General features: G+C 67.8%; 22 protein-coding genes. All 22 read right to left on the bottom strand.

Annotated features, from left to right (window positions below; all coding sequences use genetic code 11):
• Nucleotides 1-76: 76 nt before the first annotated feature.
• A complete protein-coding gene (locus tag VFW45_06990; protein HEU5180519.1) occupies nucleotides 77-259 on the bottom strand; it encodes a hypothetical protein in 183 nt (60 codons plus the stop codon).
• Nucleotides 256-951 carry a transglycosylase domain-containing protein gene (locus VFW45_06995; protein ID HEU5180520.1) on the bottom strand — a complete coding sequence of 232 codons (696 nt, stop codon included), beginning with the start codon at nucleotides 949-951 and terminating at the stop codon, nucleotides 256-258. Before VFW45_06995 ends, VFW45_06990 begins: the two co-directional genes overlap by 4 nt.
• Entirely contained in the window at nucleotides 926-1402 is a 477-nt protein-coding gene (locus tag VFW45_07000; GenBank protein HEU5180521.1) for a metallophosphoesterase family protein, read from the bottom strand. Before VFW45_07000 ends, VFW45_06995 begins: the two co-directional genes overlap by 26 nt.
• 37 nt (nucleotides 1403-1439) lie before the next feature.
• Nucleotides 1440-1934 (bottom strand): hypothetical protein, encoded by a 495-nt coding sequence (locus VFW45_07005; protein ID HEU5180522.1) that lies wholly within the window; start codon nucleotides 1932-1934, stop codon nucleotides 1440-1442.
• Nucleotides 1935-2106: 172 nt separating this feature from the next.
• Entirely contained in the window at nucleotides 2107-2463 is a 357-nt protein-coding gene (locus VFW45_07010) for a hypothetical protein (protein ID HEU5180523.1), read from the bottom strand.
• A 15-nt stretch (nucleotides 2464-2478) separates the two neighbouring features.
• A complete protein-coding gene (locus VFW45_07015; protein HEU5180524.1) occupies nucleotides 2479-2934 on the bottom strand; it encodes an energy transducer TonB in 456 nt (151 codons plus the stop codon).
• Between the two features lie 235 nt (nucleotides 2935-3169).
• Nucleotides 3170-3577, bottom strand: coding sequence for a hypothetical protein (locus tag VFW45_07020; GenBank protein ID HEU5180525.1), 408 nt, complete (start codon nucleotides 3575-3577; stop codon nucleotides 3170-3172).
• Between the two features lie 37 nt (nucleotides 3578-3614).
• Complete coding sequence (locus VFW45_07025; protein HEU5180526.1) at nucleotides 3615-3917, bottom strand: hypothetical protein; 303 nt, start codon at nucleotides 3915-3917, stop codon at nucleotides 3615-3617.
• A 106-nt stretch (nucleotides 3918-4023) separates the two neighbouring features.
• Nucleotides 4024-4557, bottom strand: a complete 534-nt coding sequence (locus VFW45_07030) for a GNAT family N-acetyltransferase (protein ID HEU5180527.1) — start codon at nucleotides 4555-4557, stop codon at nucleotides 4024-4026.
• Between the two features lie 17 nt (nucleotides 4558-4574).
• Nucleotides 4575-4847 (bottom strand): DUF3303 family protein, encoded by a 273-nt coding sequence (locus VFW45_07035; GenBank protein HEU5180528.1) that lies wholly within the window; start codon nucleotides 4845-4847, stop codon nucleotides 4575-4577.
• A 168-nt stretch (nucleotides 4848-5015) separates the two neighbouring features.
• Nucleotides 5016-5705 carry a hypothetical protein gene (locus tag VFW45_07040; GenBank protein ID HEU5180529.1) on the bottom strand — a complete coding sequence of 230 codons (690 nt, stop codon included), beginning with the start codon at nucleotides 5703-5705 and terminating at the stop codon, nucleotides 5016-5018.
• Entirely contained in the window at nucleotides 5702-6007 is a 306-nt protein-coding gene (locus VFW45_07045; protein HEU5180530.1) for a YciI family protein, read from the bottom strand. The genes VFW45_07040 and VFW45_07045 overlap by 4 nt, the downstream gene beginning before the upstream one ends.
• 11 nt (nucleotides 6008-6018) lie before the next feature.
• On the bottom strand, nucleotides 6019-6564 hold the full coding sequence (locus tag VFW45_07050; GenBank protein HEU5180531.1) for a M15 family metallopeptidase: 546 nt from the start codon (nucleotides 6562-6564) through the stop codon (nucleotides 6019-6021).
• A gap of 40 nt (nucleotides 6565-6604) precedes the next feature.
• Nucleotides 6605-7699: an ankyrin repeat domain-containing protein gene (locus tag VFW45_07055; GenBank protein ID HEU5180532.1), complete on the bottom strand. Its 1095-nt coding sequence runs from the start codon at nucleotides 7697-7699 to the stop codon at nucleotides 6605-6607.
• 67 nt (nucleotides 7700-7766) lie between these two features.
• The gene (locus VFW45_07060) at nucleotides 7767-8324 is read right to left on the bottom strand and encodes a cysteine hydrolase family protein (GenBank protein ID HEU5180533.1); all 558 of its coding nucleotides are present in this window, start codon (nucleotides 8322-8324) and stop codon (nucleotides 7767-7769) included.
• A gap of 197 nt (nucleotides 8325-8521) precedes the next feature.
• Complete coding sequence (locus VFW45_07065) at nucleotides 8522-10744, bottom strand: amylo-alpha-1,6-glucosidase (protein ID HEU5180534.1); 2223 nt, start codon at nucleotides 10742-10744, stop codon at nucleotides 8522-8524.
• Nucleotides 10745-10909: 165 nt separating this feature from the next.
• Nucleotides 10910-11959: a glycosyltransferase family 4 protein gene (locus VFW45_07070; GenBank protein HEU5180535.1), complete on the bottom strand. Its 1050-nt coding sequence runs from the start codon at nucleotides 11957-11959 to the stop codon at nucleotides 10910-10912.
• Between the two features lie 356 nt (nucleotides 11960-12315).
• Nucleotides 12316-12705 (bottom strand): DUF488 family protein, encoded by a 390-nt coding sequence (locus VFW45_07075; GenBank protein ID HEU5180536.1) that lies wholly within the window; start codon nucleotides 12703-12705, stop codon nucleotides 12316-12318.
• A 29-nt stretch (nucleotides 12706-12734) separates the two neighbouring features.
• Nucleotides 12735-13598 carry a DMT family transporter gene (locus VFW45_07080; protein ID HEU5180537.1) on the bottom strand — a complete coding sequence of 288 codons (864 nt, stop codon included), beginning with the start codon at nucleotides 13596-13598 and terminating at the stop codon, nucleotides 12735-12737.
• Nucleotides 13599-13604: 6 nt separating this feature from the next.
• Nucleotides 13605-13913 (bottom strand): DUF1272 domain-containing protein, encoded by a 309-nt coding sequence (locus tag VFW45_07085; GenBank protein ID HEU5180538.1) that lies wholly within the window; start codon nucleotides 13911-13913, stop codon nucleotides 13605-13607.
• A gap of 49 nt (nucleotides 13914-13962) precedes the next feature.
• On the bottom strand, nucleotides 13963-14406 hold the full coding sequence (locus tag VFW45_07090; GenBank protein HEU5180539.1) for a response regulator transcription factor: 444 nt from the start codon (nucleotides 14404-14406) through the stop codon (nucleotides 13963-13965).
• Nucleotides 14403-15999, bottom strand: a 1597-nt coding sequence (locus tag VFW45_07095; GenBank protein HEU5180540.1) for an ATP-binding protein, incomplete at its 5' end; no start/stop codon positions are given. The genes VFW45_07095 and VFW45_07090, both read right to left, overlap by 4 nt.

Consider the following 15999-nt stretch of genomic DNA (forward strand, 5'->3'; position numbering starts at 1 on the left):
GCGGGCCGTGCGATTGAGCCTGCATTCTCGTTGCTTCGACCCGCTCGGCGTCGCGATCAGTCCGCCTTGTCCCCGATCAGCAACGGCTGGAAGAACCGCCCGTCCAGACGCCGCACCCGCGAGATCCCGCCTCCTTCATCAGCTCGAGCAGCCGCTGGATCGAGACCGCGTAGTAGCGCGCTCGCAGAACCCGCGTCGCGCATGCTTCGCGGATTACCGCATCGAGCTGCCGCCCGGACGATGCTCGCTCGCGAATCATGGCGACCTCTTGATTGCCGGGACGTCGGCCACGATGCCGAGCCCCGCCAGCCGGTGCTTCATCGCCTCGACCTGCCGCGCATTCTCCATGGGATTGACGCGGGGATTGAAGGCATCGGGTGCCGAGAAGCAGGCCAGCAGCGCCAGATACTCGTCCCAGGAAAGCTCGGCGAAGGGCCTGCCGAAGAAGACCTGCGCGCCGTCGGCCAGCCCGTTCACCGCGCGTCCGTCGAGGGTGCCGAGGTAGACGGTATTGAGGAACAGCGTCAGCTGATCCTCCTTCGACACCAGCGGGTCCATGGTGAAGCGAGCGATGAGCGACTGGCGAATCTTCGAGATTCCGGGCCGGAACGAATGAAAGTAATAGCACTTCACCAGCGCCTGGGTGATCGTCGTGATCCGCCCGCCGCCGAAATCCCATCCCTTGTGCTCGAAGAAGCGCGGATCCTGGACGGCCAGCAGCGCCCGGAGCCGCGGCGCCGCGAGATCGTCCGGGCTGAGCACCATGGCGGGATCGGCCAGCGCCGCCTCGAGGATGTCGGGCGTCCGGACCCGGGCCTGCAGCACCACCCGCGTGTAATGGAGCGCAATGACGAGGAGCAGCAGTCCGCAAGCCAGCAGCGTGCGGCCCCACCACGATCGCCAAGGAGATCGCGAGGGATGGTGGCTAGCAGTCGAGGGTGAGGATTTCATGATGTACGGCTCCGCCCGTGATCGTCAGGCGCGCCACCGAGACGGGCAGGGAGAAGCGCCGCGGCCCCGCCGCGCCGGGGTTGAGGTACAGGACGCTGTCCTTCATGGTCGCCTCTCCGCGGTGCGAGTGTCCGAATACCACCACCCGTATCGCGGCGGCTTTTGGGTCGAGGTCGAGCTCCGCGAGGTTATGCAGCATGAAGACCGACACTCCCGCCACCTCGATCAGCTCGGTCTCCGGCAGCCGGCGCGCCCAGGAATCGACATCGACGTTGCCTCGCACGGCAATTACCGGGGCGATCCTGCGCAGATCCTCGAGAATCCCGGGGGCGCCGACGTCGCCCGCATGCAGGATGAGCTCGACGCCGCGCAATGCCTCCACCACCTGCGGGCGGAGCAGCCCATGCGTGTCGGAGATCACTCCGAGATGCCGCTCTTTTCCCTGTGTCATGTCCGTCCCACGAATCCGGCCGGCGCGCCGATCCGCTTCAGGCGCGCGGTCCGAGGGCGCTTTCGAGCCCGGCACGCAGAGCCTCCAGCCGCTGCTCGTCGGTCAGAAACGAGAATTCCCCGGTCAGCCGCCCGGCCGAGTAGCTCAAGGTCGCCACCGGAAAGCCCCCGGAGACCGTATCGGCACGCTCGCCGATTCGCAGCATCAATCTTCTATCGAAAAGAGAGCCCATGTCGCAGTCGATGCCGAGCCGCCGCCCGGCGCGCTCCGGAGCAGGGAGCCCGATCCACTCGCCGAGAAGCGCGCTCAGCCTCGCGAGGCCGGCCACCGAAACCTCCAGACCCGGAAAGGAGAGGCTGAAGCCGGAGCCATCTTCCGATCCTGTCCCGGAAGCGAGCGCCTCGGGGAGCCCGGCGCCCGTCAGGACGACGTCGCAGACGAGGCGGGACTCCTCTCCGCCTTCAGGCACGGCGCAGTTCCAGCGAGCCTTCTCGTGCCCGCTGCGTGAGAGCAATTCCCAGGCCCGATTCACGCTACCCCCGCCGCTCCTCGCCCACCGAAAGCGACTCCTCGGCAATCTCACGGACCCGCTTCTGGTCCATGCACGAGCCTCCTCCGCATCGACCGCGCCGGGGTGACAGGTACGGTCGCATCATCCTACAGGAGTGGTCCCAAGAGCGAGTCGAGCTCTGCTGAGTCCGATCCTACCGGCGCTTGTCTTCCTCGCCGTCCAGATGAAACCGGTGCAGCATCCGGTGGAAGACGGGAGCGCTCAACAGCCCGGCCACGATCAGGAATATGAGACCCGAGTAGAGAGCGTACAACGAGGCGAAGACCTTGCCCAGAGGGGGGCCCATGTCGCCGACCGGGCCCATGCCTGCCAGCAGCATGGAGGCATTGAGGAAGGAGTCGATCCAGGGAAGACCGGCGCAGAAGAAGAACCCAAGGGTCCCGAAGATGAGGGAAAAGAGGATGAGGAGCATCGCCCAGACGCCATGGCGCGCCATCCGCAGCGCGAAGGCCCGCGGATCCAGCAGCCGCTGCCGGCGATGCTCGAACATTTCTTCGAGCTCCAATTACTTCAGCCGGAAATTGATGGTGACCGAGAAAAACACCGGCGCGGGCTTGCCGTTCAACGCCCCCGGCCGGTAGCGCCATTTCCGCACGGCCGTCACCGCCGCTTCCTCGAAAGCCGGGAGGAAGAGCTGGTCGGTGGCTTCGGAGTCTACCGCTTTCGCCGTCTCGATGCTCCCGTCGACGCCGACTCGCGCGCTGACCAGCACGCTCGCCTCGACCCCTTTCTTGTGGGCCTCCTTCGGGTAGACCGGGGAGACCTTCTCCAGCGGCTCCGGCTTGCGCAGGCACCCTTCCTCGACGCGCACTTCTCCTCCGGTGCACCCCTCCGGGCTCGCGTGGCGGGATTCTGACGGGGCGCCGTTGGTTGCGGCGAAGGAAGTGGACAGCGCGAGAAGCAGGCAGAAGGCTGCGATCTCGAGCCGTTTCCGCAAGAAGGAGTTCCGGGGTTGGAGCATCGGTCGCCTCCGGGGGCGCGCCGCCGGTCCGCCACCCCTCCGGGAGGCGGGAGCAGACCGGTCCACGGAGTGGAGAATCTATTGTCCGGAAACCCGGCTTGCAACCTGATGAAACGCCCTTGACCCGACGGTCGCGGAGGGCGCTCCCGCGGGTCAACGGCGCGGATATAGCCTGACGGCGCGAAATGCGCGCCGCAGGCTTATCTCATGGTTTGCAAGGGCGGCCCGGGGAGGGCTACAACGGGACGGAGCGAACCTTGTGGTCGGAGCCGAGGCCCAGATCGGGGCTATCCGCATTCTGGATCATCGTGTCGAAGAGATCGCTCGGCGCACCCGCCTCGCAATTCGTCATGGGGCCGGCAATCGAATCGTGGGTCGTGCAGAGGATTTCCGCGGGACTGCCGCCATACAGCGTCGTGGCGTAGCTGTTGTCGGGACAGCTGCCGGCCCGCTGGAACAGCACCATCGATTCGTCGATCACGAAAAGACGGCGACGAATGTCGGAGCACAGGCTCCGGTGCGCCAGCTCCACGAAAGGGGTCATCTCGAGCGAGGGCCGCGTGCTGCCCCAGCCGCCGCAGCCTTCCGCCAGGAAGGCCGCCAGCAGCCAGGACATAAAGATGATGATCCGCCGATTTCTCATCGCCCCACCGGCCGCGCGCGGACGATGACGGGAAGGACTACTGCAGGACCGCCCCGCACTTGGCGCAGAATCTCGGGCTGATCGTCCTTCCCAGGTAGCCGTTGCATGCCGGACACCGCCAGTTCAGAAACGAGAAGATGAGCGCCGCGACCACCAAGCCCAGGAAAGCGGGCCCATAGATCGACGGCGAGATGCCCAGGATTTCCGGGCTCGCCGAGTCGCGCTGCACCGCGACGGCGATGACCGCCGCGAACAGCGGCACCGCCAGCAGGAGCTGCCGCTTCCGGCGTTTCGAGAACGAGCGCTTGAATTCGGATACCTGCTCCGATGTGTACTGCATTCATCAGGCCCCCCCGGCTCGCTCCCCGAGCTCCGGGAGGCGCGAGCCGGGCGCCTCCCGCGGTCGAAGGAGAAGTTAGGCCCCGGCCGGGGAGGCTGCAAGAGGCCTACAGCGTTTTATCGTGCTCGATCAGCGGCATGCCGTAGAAATCGTGGACGATGCCGGTCGTCCCATACCCCTGCTGGCGGTAGAACTTGCGAGCCCGCTCCAGGACCTCGGTGGTGTTGAGCGTCACTCGCAGGCAACCCTGCTCCCGCAGCCCCTGCTCGGCGGCCGCCAACAGGCGTCCGGCCAGTCCGCTGCCCTGCTGATCCGGACGGACGCCCATGCCCCTCACGTGCCCTTCGCCCGAGTAGATCAGCCGGTAAGCCACCGTTCCCACGATCCTCCCCGCCGCGTCCTCGGCGACCAGGACCGTCATCTCGCGGAACCGGCGCTGCGGGTCGGTGCCCGAAAGGACCGTGTCACGGTAGGCCTCCTCGGTGTAGGCGCCGCGATAATCCTCGAACGCAGCGGCCAGGCATTCCGTCACTCCAGGAAGATCCGCTTCGGAAGCCCGCCGGATGTTCATCGCCTCCGCTCCGCCGCGTGTCCTTTCTGGATCCTCTCCCATGACTTGATTCACACCCGCTATCGACATCTTCGCCTCCCTAGAGCCTACAGCTGCGGCGCGATGAAGCGCGCTGCTTCCTCGGAGGTCCGCACCGGGATAATCTCGAACTCGATCAGATCTTCCCAGTTGGCAGTCCATTTTTTCAGGAGCGATTCACTTTCCGCATCCATCACCTGGTAGCAGCGGCGGAAGGGGAGATCCACCCAGCTTGCGACGTAGGTCACGCCCTGGGGGGCCATGCGGCCCCGATCGCGAAAGCGCCGGTACACTTCGGCCGCGGTCCCGGGAAGGAAATTCTCGACCACCATGAACAGCATTCCAGGCTCCTTATCCGCCAGGCACTCACGACGCGGCGGCCGCAGGCTCGGAATCATCGCAATCGACACCTCACTATACGGCATGAAAGCCCGTCCTTCGAGCCTCCGCCCACGCCGCCGCGGCGGTCCTGAACGGGGCATTACGGTCCACTTTGAATGTCCGGGGGCTTATCTCTCGAGGAAGCGGACGTCCTTGGGCGGGACGAAGAGCGAGAGATCGGGCGCCAGGCCGGCGTCATACTCGACATAGCGCACGTGCGTGATGACTTTGCCCGATTTCAGCGAGGTGGCCGAGAAGGGCTTGCCGTTCGCCGGATCGATCAGCAGCACGATCTTGTGCTCTCCCTGGGTGGCGGTGTAGGCGTCGTAGGTGTGGCCGTCCAGCTGCTCCGGCTTCGGAGGGGCCCCGCCCGATTGCGCCTTCACATACTCGAGCTCGCAGCCCAGCTCGAAACCCCGCAGGAACTCGGATGCCGCGTCCTCCGGCGGGCTGGCGGGGTTGCCCGGCAGTGCCAGCAGCGGGATGTGGAAGTGCTGCGGCGGCTGCTTGTCGATGATGTGCTTCCCCTTCTTGTTCAGGAGATTGATCATCCACAAGTCGGGCTCGCTGGCCACCATCAACCCATGGACGCCGTGCTCCATGTCCGGCTGATCCTCGACCCGGCCGTAGCGCGTGCCCAGTCGGTAGTAGGTCCTCGGCTGGGCGGCAAACGAATCGGGATCGATGTCGGGGGTCGCGTTGCGGATGGTCGCCTTGACCATCTTGGCGGGGGCGCACGCGGGTTGGGTCTGGGGACCGGCCGCCGGCACCTCTCCCATGAAGGACAGCAGCGCCACGAGGATGAGGAATCTTTTCATGGTTTTTGCTCCAGGGAGCCGAGCCGGATCCGCCAGGGGCTGATCTGCTTCGGGATCAGAATCCCGCTCTTCACCCAGGGATCGGCCCCCAGACGCCGCTCAATCTCTTGCGGATCGCCGGCATGCACCACCAGCAGGGCGTCGCGCGTCCCTTCGAGCGGGCCGCCCAGGACGACGAAGCCTTCTTCCACCAGGGCGTCCATGAAGGCCGCGTGCTCTTTCCATTCGATCTGCTCCTCGAGGGGCACCGCCTCGTTGAAGCGCGCGCCACGGGTGCGCAGGACCACGTACCATCGCTTCATGCTCCCTCCCGTCATCCTTCGGCCGGCTCGCGCAGCGCCCAATGCCACGGCTCATAGGCGATGCCGAAGGGGTTGTCGCGCGGATAGCTCATGGAGAAGCCGAAGCCGATGGCTTTCCGCGCCAGCCAGGCAAACGCCGCCGTGGCCTCGAACTCTTCCGTCAGCGGCGCGCAGAGCGGCGTCGTCAGATCGACCGCCCTCCCGGTGTGATGCTCGCTGTAGCCGGGCGGGGCGTTCACCTTCAGCATCTCCTCCAGGGGCACCCCGGCGGCCATCTTGCGCTCGAAAATCTGCCGCTGGTAATCGAGACCGCGGAAGGCGGACACCAGCAGCAGCGTGATGCCGTCGCGCTGCGCCGTCTCCTGCAGCTCGCTCCAGGCCGACGCGGCTTCGGGGGTGAGCTGGCGGTCCCTCCCATAGATGTCCACGCCGGCAGGAACCAGCCGCGTCGCCTCGCGATGCAGCGGCAGATGGCGCTCCGCGGCGTACCCCGATGGGATCCTCAGCTCTTCCAGGCAGCGGGCGACCCGCTCCTCGTAAGAGTCCCCGGTGAGCATCCTCTGCCTCCTTGGCCCTGTAACCGGCGCGAAGGCCGGCTCAGTCCTGCGGCGCCCCGCGGCCGCGCAGGTAATCGGCGATCTCCGTGCGGCCGGCGTAGAGCGCCCAGTCCAGCGGCGTGCCCTGGTAGAGCGTATCTTTCAAATCCAGCCGCGCGCCGCGCTCGACGAGCAGCGCGACCGCATCCGCGTGGCCGGACCAGACCGCCTGGTGCAGCGGCGTCGTGTGCGGATGGTGCCCCTCCGGGTTGTAACGGTTCGGGTCCTCGCCCGCATCGAGGAGCAGCCGCAGCACCTCGATCTGCCCGTGCTGCGCCGCCAGCGCCAGCGCGAACTGGCGGCTTGCATTGCCGGCGCCGGGAAGCAGGCGGGCCACTAGGTCGGCCTGCCCCAGCCCGGCCGCCGTCTCCAGGGTGTCGACCTTCGCGCCCCGCTGGGCGAGCAGCTTCGCGGTGTCGAGGTAGCCGAATACCAGCGCGGTCATCAGGGGCGACCCGTTGCCTTCCAGCCCTTCCAGGGCCGCGCCGTAATCGAGCAGCGTCGTGGCCAGCGACCCCTGCAATCCCGCCTCCGCCGGATGGGAGCTCGAGACCAGCATGCTCATCGTGGTGCATGGTCTGTCGTACAGGTCGGCCGTGGCATCCGCCTCAGCGCCCGACTCCAGGAGGGCGCGGGCAATTTCGACGGCGTTGGACGGAGTTTTCTGCCGCTCCCCTTCGACGCCATTGGCCCCCAGGTAGTGCAGCAGCGTGGCGTGATGGCGGCGGCTGGAGCGGGCCTTCGCCAGCTCGGAATCTACGCGCAGCATCGCTTCGAGAGCCGCCAGGTCTCCCGAGACGACGGTTTCCACCGCCGCCTCGAAACGGGCCACGCCGGCGTCACGCTGCAGCCGGCCGGTGAAAGCGACCAGGCTCTCCCAGTCCTCGAAGCCGTGCTGGCGGGCGACCACGAGCCGCGCATCGACGAGGTCCAGGGTCGCGGGATCGACCTCGCTCACCGGCCTACGGCGGAAGCGCGGGTGCTCCCACTTGAACCGCCAGGTCGCCTCTTCGTTTCCCGATTTCAGGTCGCGCCACATCGTCTCAGCCTCGCTGCGCCAGGCCTCCAGCATCGCAGGTCCGGAGAGATCGCTCATCGGTCCGTCACCCGGTGCGACGGACGCACAGGCGGCACCGGGAGGCGCGGGGCGGCTCCCCCGAAAGTCACGGGGCGTCCTCGTCCAGGAGCTCTCGCGCGCTCTTCACGGTCGCGAATTCCCCGTGCAGGCTCGCCAGCGCCACGCGGTGCACCAGATCGGCGCCGAGCCGCTCGCCGTCCGGGCCGCTCCGGTCAAAAGTGGCGGTCGCATCCTCGACCACCACGACGCGAAATCCCAGGTTCCCCGCCATGCGCGCCGTCGTCGAGACGCAGTGATCGGTGGTCAGCCCCGCCAGGACCAGCTCCTCGATGCCGTGCGCGCGCAGGTGCGCTTCCAGATGGGTGCCGATGAAGGCGCTGTTGACATGCTTGTGGAAGATCGGCTCGCCCGGCCGCGGCTGCGCCTCGGGCTTGAAAGCCGATCCAGGCAGCTCCGCGCGCAAGGGCGACCCTGCTTCCAGCGAATGATGCTGGACGTGCAGCACCGGCCGTCCCGCGGCGCGCCAGGCCGCCAGCAGCTCGGCGATGCGTTTCTCGGCCTCGGGATTGTTGCGGGGCCCCCAGCGCGCTTCGTCGAACCCCTGCTGAACGTCGATGAGAAGCAGCGCCGTCGTCGCGCTCATGAGGACCTCCCCGCCCGCCGCGTCCACCAGTCCAACATTCTCAGACCCTCCTTGATGGCCGCCCATCCCTCGGCCGCGCGAAGCGCGTAACGGCATTCAGGCGCGGTGGGCGAGCGTCAAACCTCCCCGTCCTATCCGAACCCGACGCCCACCGTCGCCTGTAAAGCCGCATGATGCAACATGGGCATACATTCCTGTCAATTCACCGTGACCACGCTCACCGGCCCCTCGCGCCGCAGGACGTTGATCCCGACGTTCTCCTGGTGCCGCACGATCTGCAGGTCCAGGCTCGCCTCTCCCACGCGCAGCCCCTTGATCAGCACCTCCCGCAGGAACTCCGGAAGGCTCGGCTTGGTGAATACCACCTCCCGCATCGGCCCCCGGATCTCCAGGCTCAGGCAGGCCTGCAGCAGGAGGAGCACCGAGCCCGCCGCCCACGACTGCGGCGCGCACGACACCGGGTAGGGGGTGGGTGCCTCTCCCGGCCGCCGCGGGAACCCGCAGAACAGCTCCGGCAGGCGGTGAATGTCGAAGAAGATGCTGGCGTCGAACAGTCCGGTGAGGACTTTCATCGTCTCGTCCTTGAGGCCGTAGCGCGCGAAGCCGGCGGCGATCAGCGCGTTGTCGTGCGGCCAGATCGAGCCGTTGTGGTACGACATCGGGTTGTAGCGCGGCTCGGTGGCCGCGACGGTACGGATGCCCCAGCCCGAGAAGGCCCCTTCATGGGTGAGGGTCGCCGCCACGCGCCGGGCGCGCTCCAGGCTGGCGATCCCGGAGAAAAGGCACTGTCCGGCGTTGGAGGCACGCACCCGGCAGGGACGCTTGCGCCCGTCCAGCGCCAGCGCGTAGGTCGAGAGGTCCTCGCACCAGAAGGCCTCCTCGAAGCGCTCCCGCACCCGCTCCGCCTCGCGCGCCAGCTGAATGCCCTGCGCTTCTTTCCCCAGGGCGGCGGCCATCAAGGACGCGGCGCTCTTGGCGGCGTAGACGAGACCCTGCACCTCGCTCATGGCGATCGGCCCTTCCGCCAGCGTGCCGTCCTCGTGGAAGACCGAGTCCTGCGAATCCTTCCACCCCTGCTGGACGAGTCCGCGCGCCGAGCGTCGGTCGTACTCCACGAACCCGTCATGGTCCGGATCTCCCGGCCCGTCGATCCAGCCGAGGGCCCGCTCCACGTGCGGCCAGAGGGCCTGGATCAGCGCCCGATCACCGGTGCGCCGGTAATAGGCGCCGGCCAGCACGATGAACAGCGGCGTGGCATCGGCGCTTCCGTAGTACCGCCCGAACGGGATCTCGCCGGTCGCCGCCATCTCGCCGGCACGCGTCTCGTGCAGGATCTTGCCGGGCTGCGCGTCCTGCTCCACCGACTCGCCCTCGGCCTGCGTGGCCGCCAGGTACTGCAGCACGCCGCGCGCCACCGAGGGATTGGCCCACAGGGACTGCAGGGCGGTGACCAGCCCGTCGCGCCCGAACGCGGTGCTGAACCAGGGGACGCCAGCGTAAGGGTAGGTCCCGTAAGCCGTCTCGGTGCGCATCATGTGCAGGTCGGAAAGCGAGCGGTTGAGCCAGTCGTTGAACTGCTCGTTGGAGGTGAAGATCTGGGGCTCCTCGGCCTTGGCGCGCGCCAAGGCGTCGGACGCGTCGCGGAAGGCTTCCTCAGTGCCGATCCACGGCCGTGCCGGGACGATGGCGCCATCCGGGCGGGAGGACGTGTCCTCCAGCAGGCAGGAAATGGCGATGCGATAGGTGCTCTCGGCGCGTGGCCCGAGCCGCAGATCGAAGATCGCCCGTGTCCCATCGAGCTTCTCGGGCAGCGGGTCGAAAACCAGCCGGGTGCGCCGCAGGCGGCCGTCCAGCCCCTCGTAGGGGAACTCCAGCCCGTCCTGCGTGAGGCGCGCGGGCAGGCGCGTCCCGTAGCGCTCGCGCCGCAGCCCCCGCACCTCGAAGATGTCGGCGAAATCGGCCCCGAATTCCAGCGACAGCGACAGGTCGACGGTCGAGGGCCCATAGTTGTGCACCCGCAGGCGCTCGTAGCAGGTCCCGTTGAACAGGCAGCGGGCCCGGAACAGGTGGACCGTGCCGCGCGGCACGATGACCGAGCCGTCCAGCCACATGTCGGAGTTCATCATGTCGACGGTCAGCAGCGCGTTGTCGTCCTTGACGGTGGAGCTGAGGAGCAGTGGCCGGGTCCCGGCCAGGCGCAGGCGGAAGCGCGACAGGAAGCGGGTGTCGTGATCGTACATCCCGAAGACGCCGAGGACGCCGGTGCCCGTCTCCTCGACGTCGCCGAAGCGGTCGAACACCGCGAAGGTGTCGCCGTGCTTCAGGACGCGGGTCCTGTCGTCGATGCGGGCGGAGGTGGAGAGGATGTAGAAGCTGTCGGAGATCTGCAGGACCTCGTCGGCCATCGCCCCCTCGGACATCACGTGTCGCGTATCCGAAGTCGCGTCAACATCGAGGCCGCCGAGCCGCCCGGACTGCAAGGCGCGCCGAAGCGCCGCGTACCCCAGAGGTCCGCAAGCGAGGCGCAACGCAGCAAGCCGGGATGGATCGGTGGCCGAATGTGACGTGAATTCGGGTACGCGACACTAGGCTCCCGCTGCGCATTGCCTCCGTCGGTAAGTCAGCTTGCGATAGACGTCGACGTAGTCGTGCACCATGCGCTCGACGGTGAAGCGCTCCTCGAATTCCCGGCGACAGCGGAGGCGGTCGAGCCCGGCGACCTTCGGGATCGCCTCCACCGCGTCGTCGACGTCGTCGACGATGAAGCCTGTCTCCCCTTCCTCGAGGATCTCGGGCACCGACCCCCGGCGGAACGCGACCACCGGAGTGCCGCAGGCCAGCGCCTCGATCATGACGAGGCCGAACGGCTCCGGCCAGTCGATCGGGAACAGCACGGCGTACGCCCCGCCCAGGAACTCCTCCTTGTCGGCGTCCCCGATCTCGCCGACATACTCGACGTACGGGCCGCGCAGGAGCGGCTTGATCGCTCCCTCGAAATACTCCCGGTCGGCGTTGTCGATCTTGGCGGCGATCTTCAGGGGCATGCGAACGCGCCGGGCGATCTCGATAGCCCGGTCGACGCGCTTCTCGGGGGAGATCCGCCCCAGGAAGGCCAGGTACTTCCCCGGCTGCTCGTGGGGCCGATACAGGCTCTCGGGCAGACCGTGATGCACCGTCGCCTGCCAGTTCGCCCAGGCCATCGGCCGGCGCTGGGCGTCGGAGATCGAGACCAGGGGCACGTCGCGGAACTCCCGGTGCAGCGGGATGATGTCGGCGATGGTCAACCGGCCGTGCAGCGTGGTCAGGTGCGGCGTTCTCTGGCGACGGGAAAGCGGGAAATGCAGATAGTCGACGTGAAAGTGGATCAGGTCGAAATCGCTGGAGCGCTGCATCACCTGCTCCAGCATCAGGATGTGATGCGCCATCTGGTCGACGCATTCCTGGTCCAGGCGCAACGCGACGCGGCAGGCCGGCTCGAGGCGGGCCCGGGTCACCGAGTCGCCGCTCGCGAACAGGGTGACGTCGTGCCCCTGTTCGACCAGCTCCTCGGTGAGATAGGAGACGATGCGCTCCGTCCCGCCGTAGAACCTGGGAGGAACGCTCTCATAAAGCGGCGCTACTTGGGCGATTCTCATGGATCGCTCACGAGCCGGCGAACGATTGCTGATAACGCGCGGGAAAGCGGGGGCCGGCTGTTGCGTCCGCCTCGCCGCAACCGATGATTGCACGCGGAGTTGGAGCCGGCAAGACGCAAACGGCGAAGCCTCTGGTTTTCAGCGCGTTATCGCCGCGAGCCAATCCGTATTCTCTTGTACTCCTGCGCCAAGGATCGGGACAAAGTGGTGTTGCGTCTCCGAAATCACGTTCGCACGGGGCCTCGAGGCGCCCGGATCGCAAGGCGCTCCCGAAGCGCTGCGGGCTCGGAGCGGTGCGCAAGCGAGGCGCAACGCGACGGGACGTCCAGATGCAAAGGGATTCTGGTGACGCGACACTAAGGAGCGAGATGTGCGCCTTGATCGTGCAAGAGCACGCGCAGCAGGGAGCGGTGACAGCGCGTCTCGTCGGCGCAGTAGCAGCCCACCGAGAAGTTCGCGGCGATCGATAACCCGGCGAGCAGGCGAAGCAGCCGTATCTTGTCGGGCGCGCGCATCTCGGTGCGGTAGCGCCGGGTGTAGACCGTCCAGCGGGTCGGCGTGTCCGCCGCCAGCCCCAGCTTCACCAGCGGCGCGCTTGGGGCCAGCTCCGGGAGCCATAGATCGTAGAAGTCTCGGCGGGCGAGGTCCTCCTTGCGCACCCCGCGCGGCGGGAAGCGCACCGTCCCGATTCGCAGCCCTTCGTCCTGCTCCCGCGGGCTGCCCAGCCTCACGATGCGCACCGCCATGACCGTTCCTCCGATGGAGAATGCCGCCTTCAGGCGGCCGACGCGGCGACGCGGCGCATCCAGCGCTCCTTGCCCACGACCGCCAGCGCGATGCCCCCCAGCACCAGCAGTGTGGCGAGGATAAGCCGGGCCGAGACGCTCTCCGCCAGGAAGATCACTCCTCCGAGGGCCGCGAGGACCGGCACGCCGAGCTGGATCACCGAGGCCTGCAGGCCCGTGAGCCGGCGCAGCGCCGCGTACCAGGCTACGTATCCCAGCCCGGACGTCACGGCACCGGAGAATGCCGACAGCGCGACGCCCCAAGCCGAGAAGTGAAGGCTGCCGCGCGCCGCCGCGGCCGCGATCAGGACGAGCGGCAGCGCTCCCACGAAGTTGGCGGTGGTTGCCGCCAGCGGGTCGGCCGACTTCCTGCCGCGCCACGAGTAGAGACCCCAGGCCACCCCGGCCAGCGCCATCAGCAGCGCGGCAGGGAGCGAAGGGGTCGCCAGGGTCGGGAGCGCCAGCAGGACAAGTCCGGCGAGCGCCACCGCCAGCCCGGCCCACTGCGCCGGCACGATCCGCTCCCCGCTGCGCAGCGCGCCCAGCAGCATCGTGATCTGGACGCAGCCGAACAGGATCAGCGCCCCCGTGCCGGTGGTCAATACGACGTAGGAGAAGGAGAAGGGGACGACGTACAGGACGAGCAGTCCTGAAGTCAGGAAGGAGCCGCGGGATGGGAGGAACGGTCCGCTCCCGCGGGCGCCCACCAGCAGCAGCATCGCGGCACCCGCGGCGATCCGGATCGTCGAGAAGGCGGCCGGATCAATCAGCTCCTGTCGCAGCGCCACCCGGCACAGAACCGAGTTCGCCGCGAAGGCGAGCATCGCCAGTCCGCCGTGGAAAAGGGTGCGCACCCGCGCCTACCGCTCGTGAGGCGGCACGTCCCTCAGCGCCGCCGCGAAGTGCGCATGCGCGATCGGATCGACCGGCCGGTGGCGCACCGTCGTGCTCGCCGGATCCTTGCCGAGGAAATTGCCGCCCTTCCAGTCGCGCGCGGGACGGACGGGCCGGGGCGTGAATCCGCCGCCGCAATTCGGGCAGATGTTTTCCAGCACCTCGGCGACGCACCGCTCACAGAAGGTGCACTCATAGGAGCAGATGCGGGCTTCGAGGGAGTCGGGAGGCAGCGCGCGGCTGCAATGTTCGCAGGTGGGCCTGAGCTCGAGCATCCGACCGGTCTCCGCGTGCCGGGCGCGGGCGCCAGGAGGCTTTAGTGGACTAGTGGCTCCCGGGGGTGCGGCGGGCAGGGACGACCTTCTCGTCCTTGGCCACCCGCCTTATGGCGTCGGCCAGCGCGTCGAAGTTGCCTTCCTTGACGAGATAGCCGCTGGCACCCGCCTGGAACGCCCGGTCGATCGTCTCCTCGTCGTCCCAGGAGCTGGAGACCAGGAAGCGCGTCCCGGGAATCCGCTCCTTGACGCTGCGCATGGCATCCAGCGGGTCGCGCCCGTACATCGACAGGTCGAGGATGACGACGTCGGGTGAGAGCTCCTCGACCCGAGCTTCCAGCTCCTCGGCGCCCTCGGATGTGCCGACCACCTCGAACTCCGGGTTGTCGCGCATGACCAGCTCGAACAGCCGCCGGATCTCGACGTGGTCGTCGACGCAGAGGATGCGCGTCCGGCGCGTCCCGCGGTTGCCGTCCCGTGTCACGTCGGTCATGCCCTCCCACCTTCCAGCGGCAGCCCCCCGGCACGCCTCGCGGCGCGCGCCAGCACGGCGACCGTGGTGACCAGCTCCGCCGGCTCGATCGGCTTCGCGATGTGTCCGTGATATCCGGCCCGCAGGGCCCTCATCCGATCCTCCGTGCGCGCGAACGCGGTCAGGGCGAGCGCCGGGGTCCTGTCCCCCTTCTCACGCACCTCCTCGATGAACTCGTAGCCGTCCTTGCCGCTCATCCCGATGTCGCACAGGATGACGTCCGGCTTGGTGCTGCCGAGCAGGATCAAGGCTTCCTCGGCCGACCCGGCGCTGATGACTTTCGCATTGCAGTCTTCGAGCACCATTTTAACAAGATTCCGAGCATCTTCCTGATCTTCTATTGCGAGAACCGTCACCCCTTTGAGGTCGACGTTGGGGGAGATACAGGGCTTCTGGTCGGAGCCCTTTCCGGCGCCCCTCTCGGGCGGCGGCTCGGGAGCGGACGCCTGGGCCCCCTCCAGCGGCAGGCTGATGGCGAAGCTGGCTCCCTTTCCCTCTCCGTCGCTCTCGGCGCGCACGCTGCCGCCGTGCAGCTCCACCAGCTGCTTGACGATGGCCAGGCCCAGTCCCAGTCCGCCGTGCGACCGGGTGATCGAGGCATCCCCCTGGCGGAAACGGTCGAAGATGAAAGGCAGGAACTCCGGGTGGATGCCGCTGCCCGTGTCGCGCACGACGATCTCGGCCTGGCGGTCCCGCCGCACCAGCCGCACCTCGATCCTTCCCCCGTTGGGCGTGAACTTCACCGCGTTGGACAGCAGGTTCCACATGACTTGCAGGAGGCGGGTGCCGTCGGCGCGGACCGAATGCTCCAGCTGCTCCAGGTGCGATTCGAGGCGCAGCTGCTTGCTCTCGGCGGCCGGACGGATGGCGTCGACGGCCTCCAGGACCACTTCGCACAGGCTGACGTCGGCGATCTCCAGGCGCATCTTCCCGGAGATGATCCGGTTCATGTCGAGCAGATCGGAAATCAGGTCGGCCTGCGCCTTGGCATTGCGCGAGATCACCGCGATCCCCTCACTCAGCAGGGCCGCGTCCGAGGGCCGCTTCTCCAGGATCCGCACCCAGCCGATGATGGCGTTGAGAGGGCTGCGCAGCTCGTGCGACAGCGTGGCGAGGAACTCGTCCTTGATCTTGCTGGCCCGCTCGGCATCGCGCCGGGCGCTGCGCTCGCTCTGCAGCAGCTGCGCCCGCTCGGCGTCGCGCTCGCGCAGGATCTGGGCACTCTCCCGCAGCTCCTGCTCGATGCGGGAGCGCTCGAGGAAGTCGGCGGTCATCCGGGCCAGCAGGTCGAGGTAGCGCATCTCCCTCTCTGCCGGCCGGTGCGGCGAGGTGAAATGGTTGTTGAGCAGCCCGATCAAATGACCGTCGCGGCTGATCAGCGGCGTCGACTGGATGGCCCTGATCCCGTCTTTGAGGAGCACTTCGAGATCGCGCGTGGCCATCATTCCAGGATCCCTGGAAACGTCCTCGAGGATGACGCGCTCCAGCCTGCGGGCGGCCTCCTCGCAGATGGCATGCGAGCCGCCGTCCTCGGCCCCCTCCATCAGGCCCTCG

It is taken from the genome of Candidatus Polarisedimenticolia bacterium (genome assembly GCA_035764505.1).
Taxonomy (GTDB): domain Bacteria; phylum Acidobacteriota; class Polarisedimenticolia; order Gp22-AA2; family AA152; genus AA152.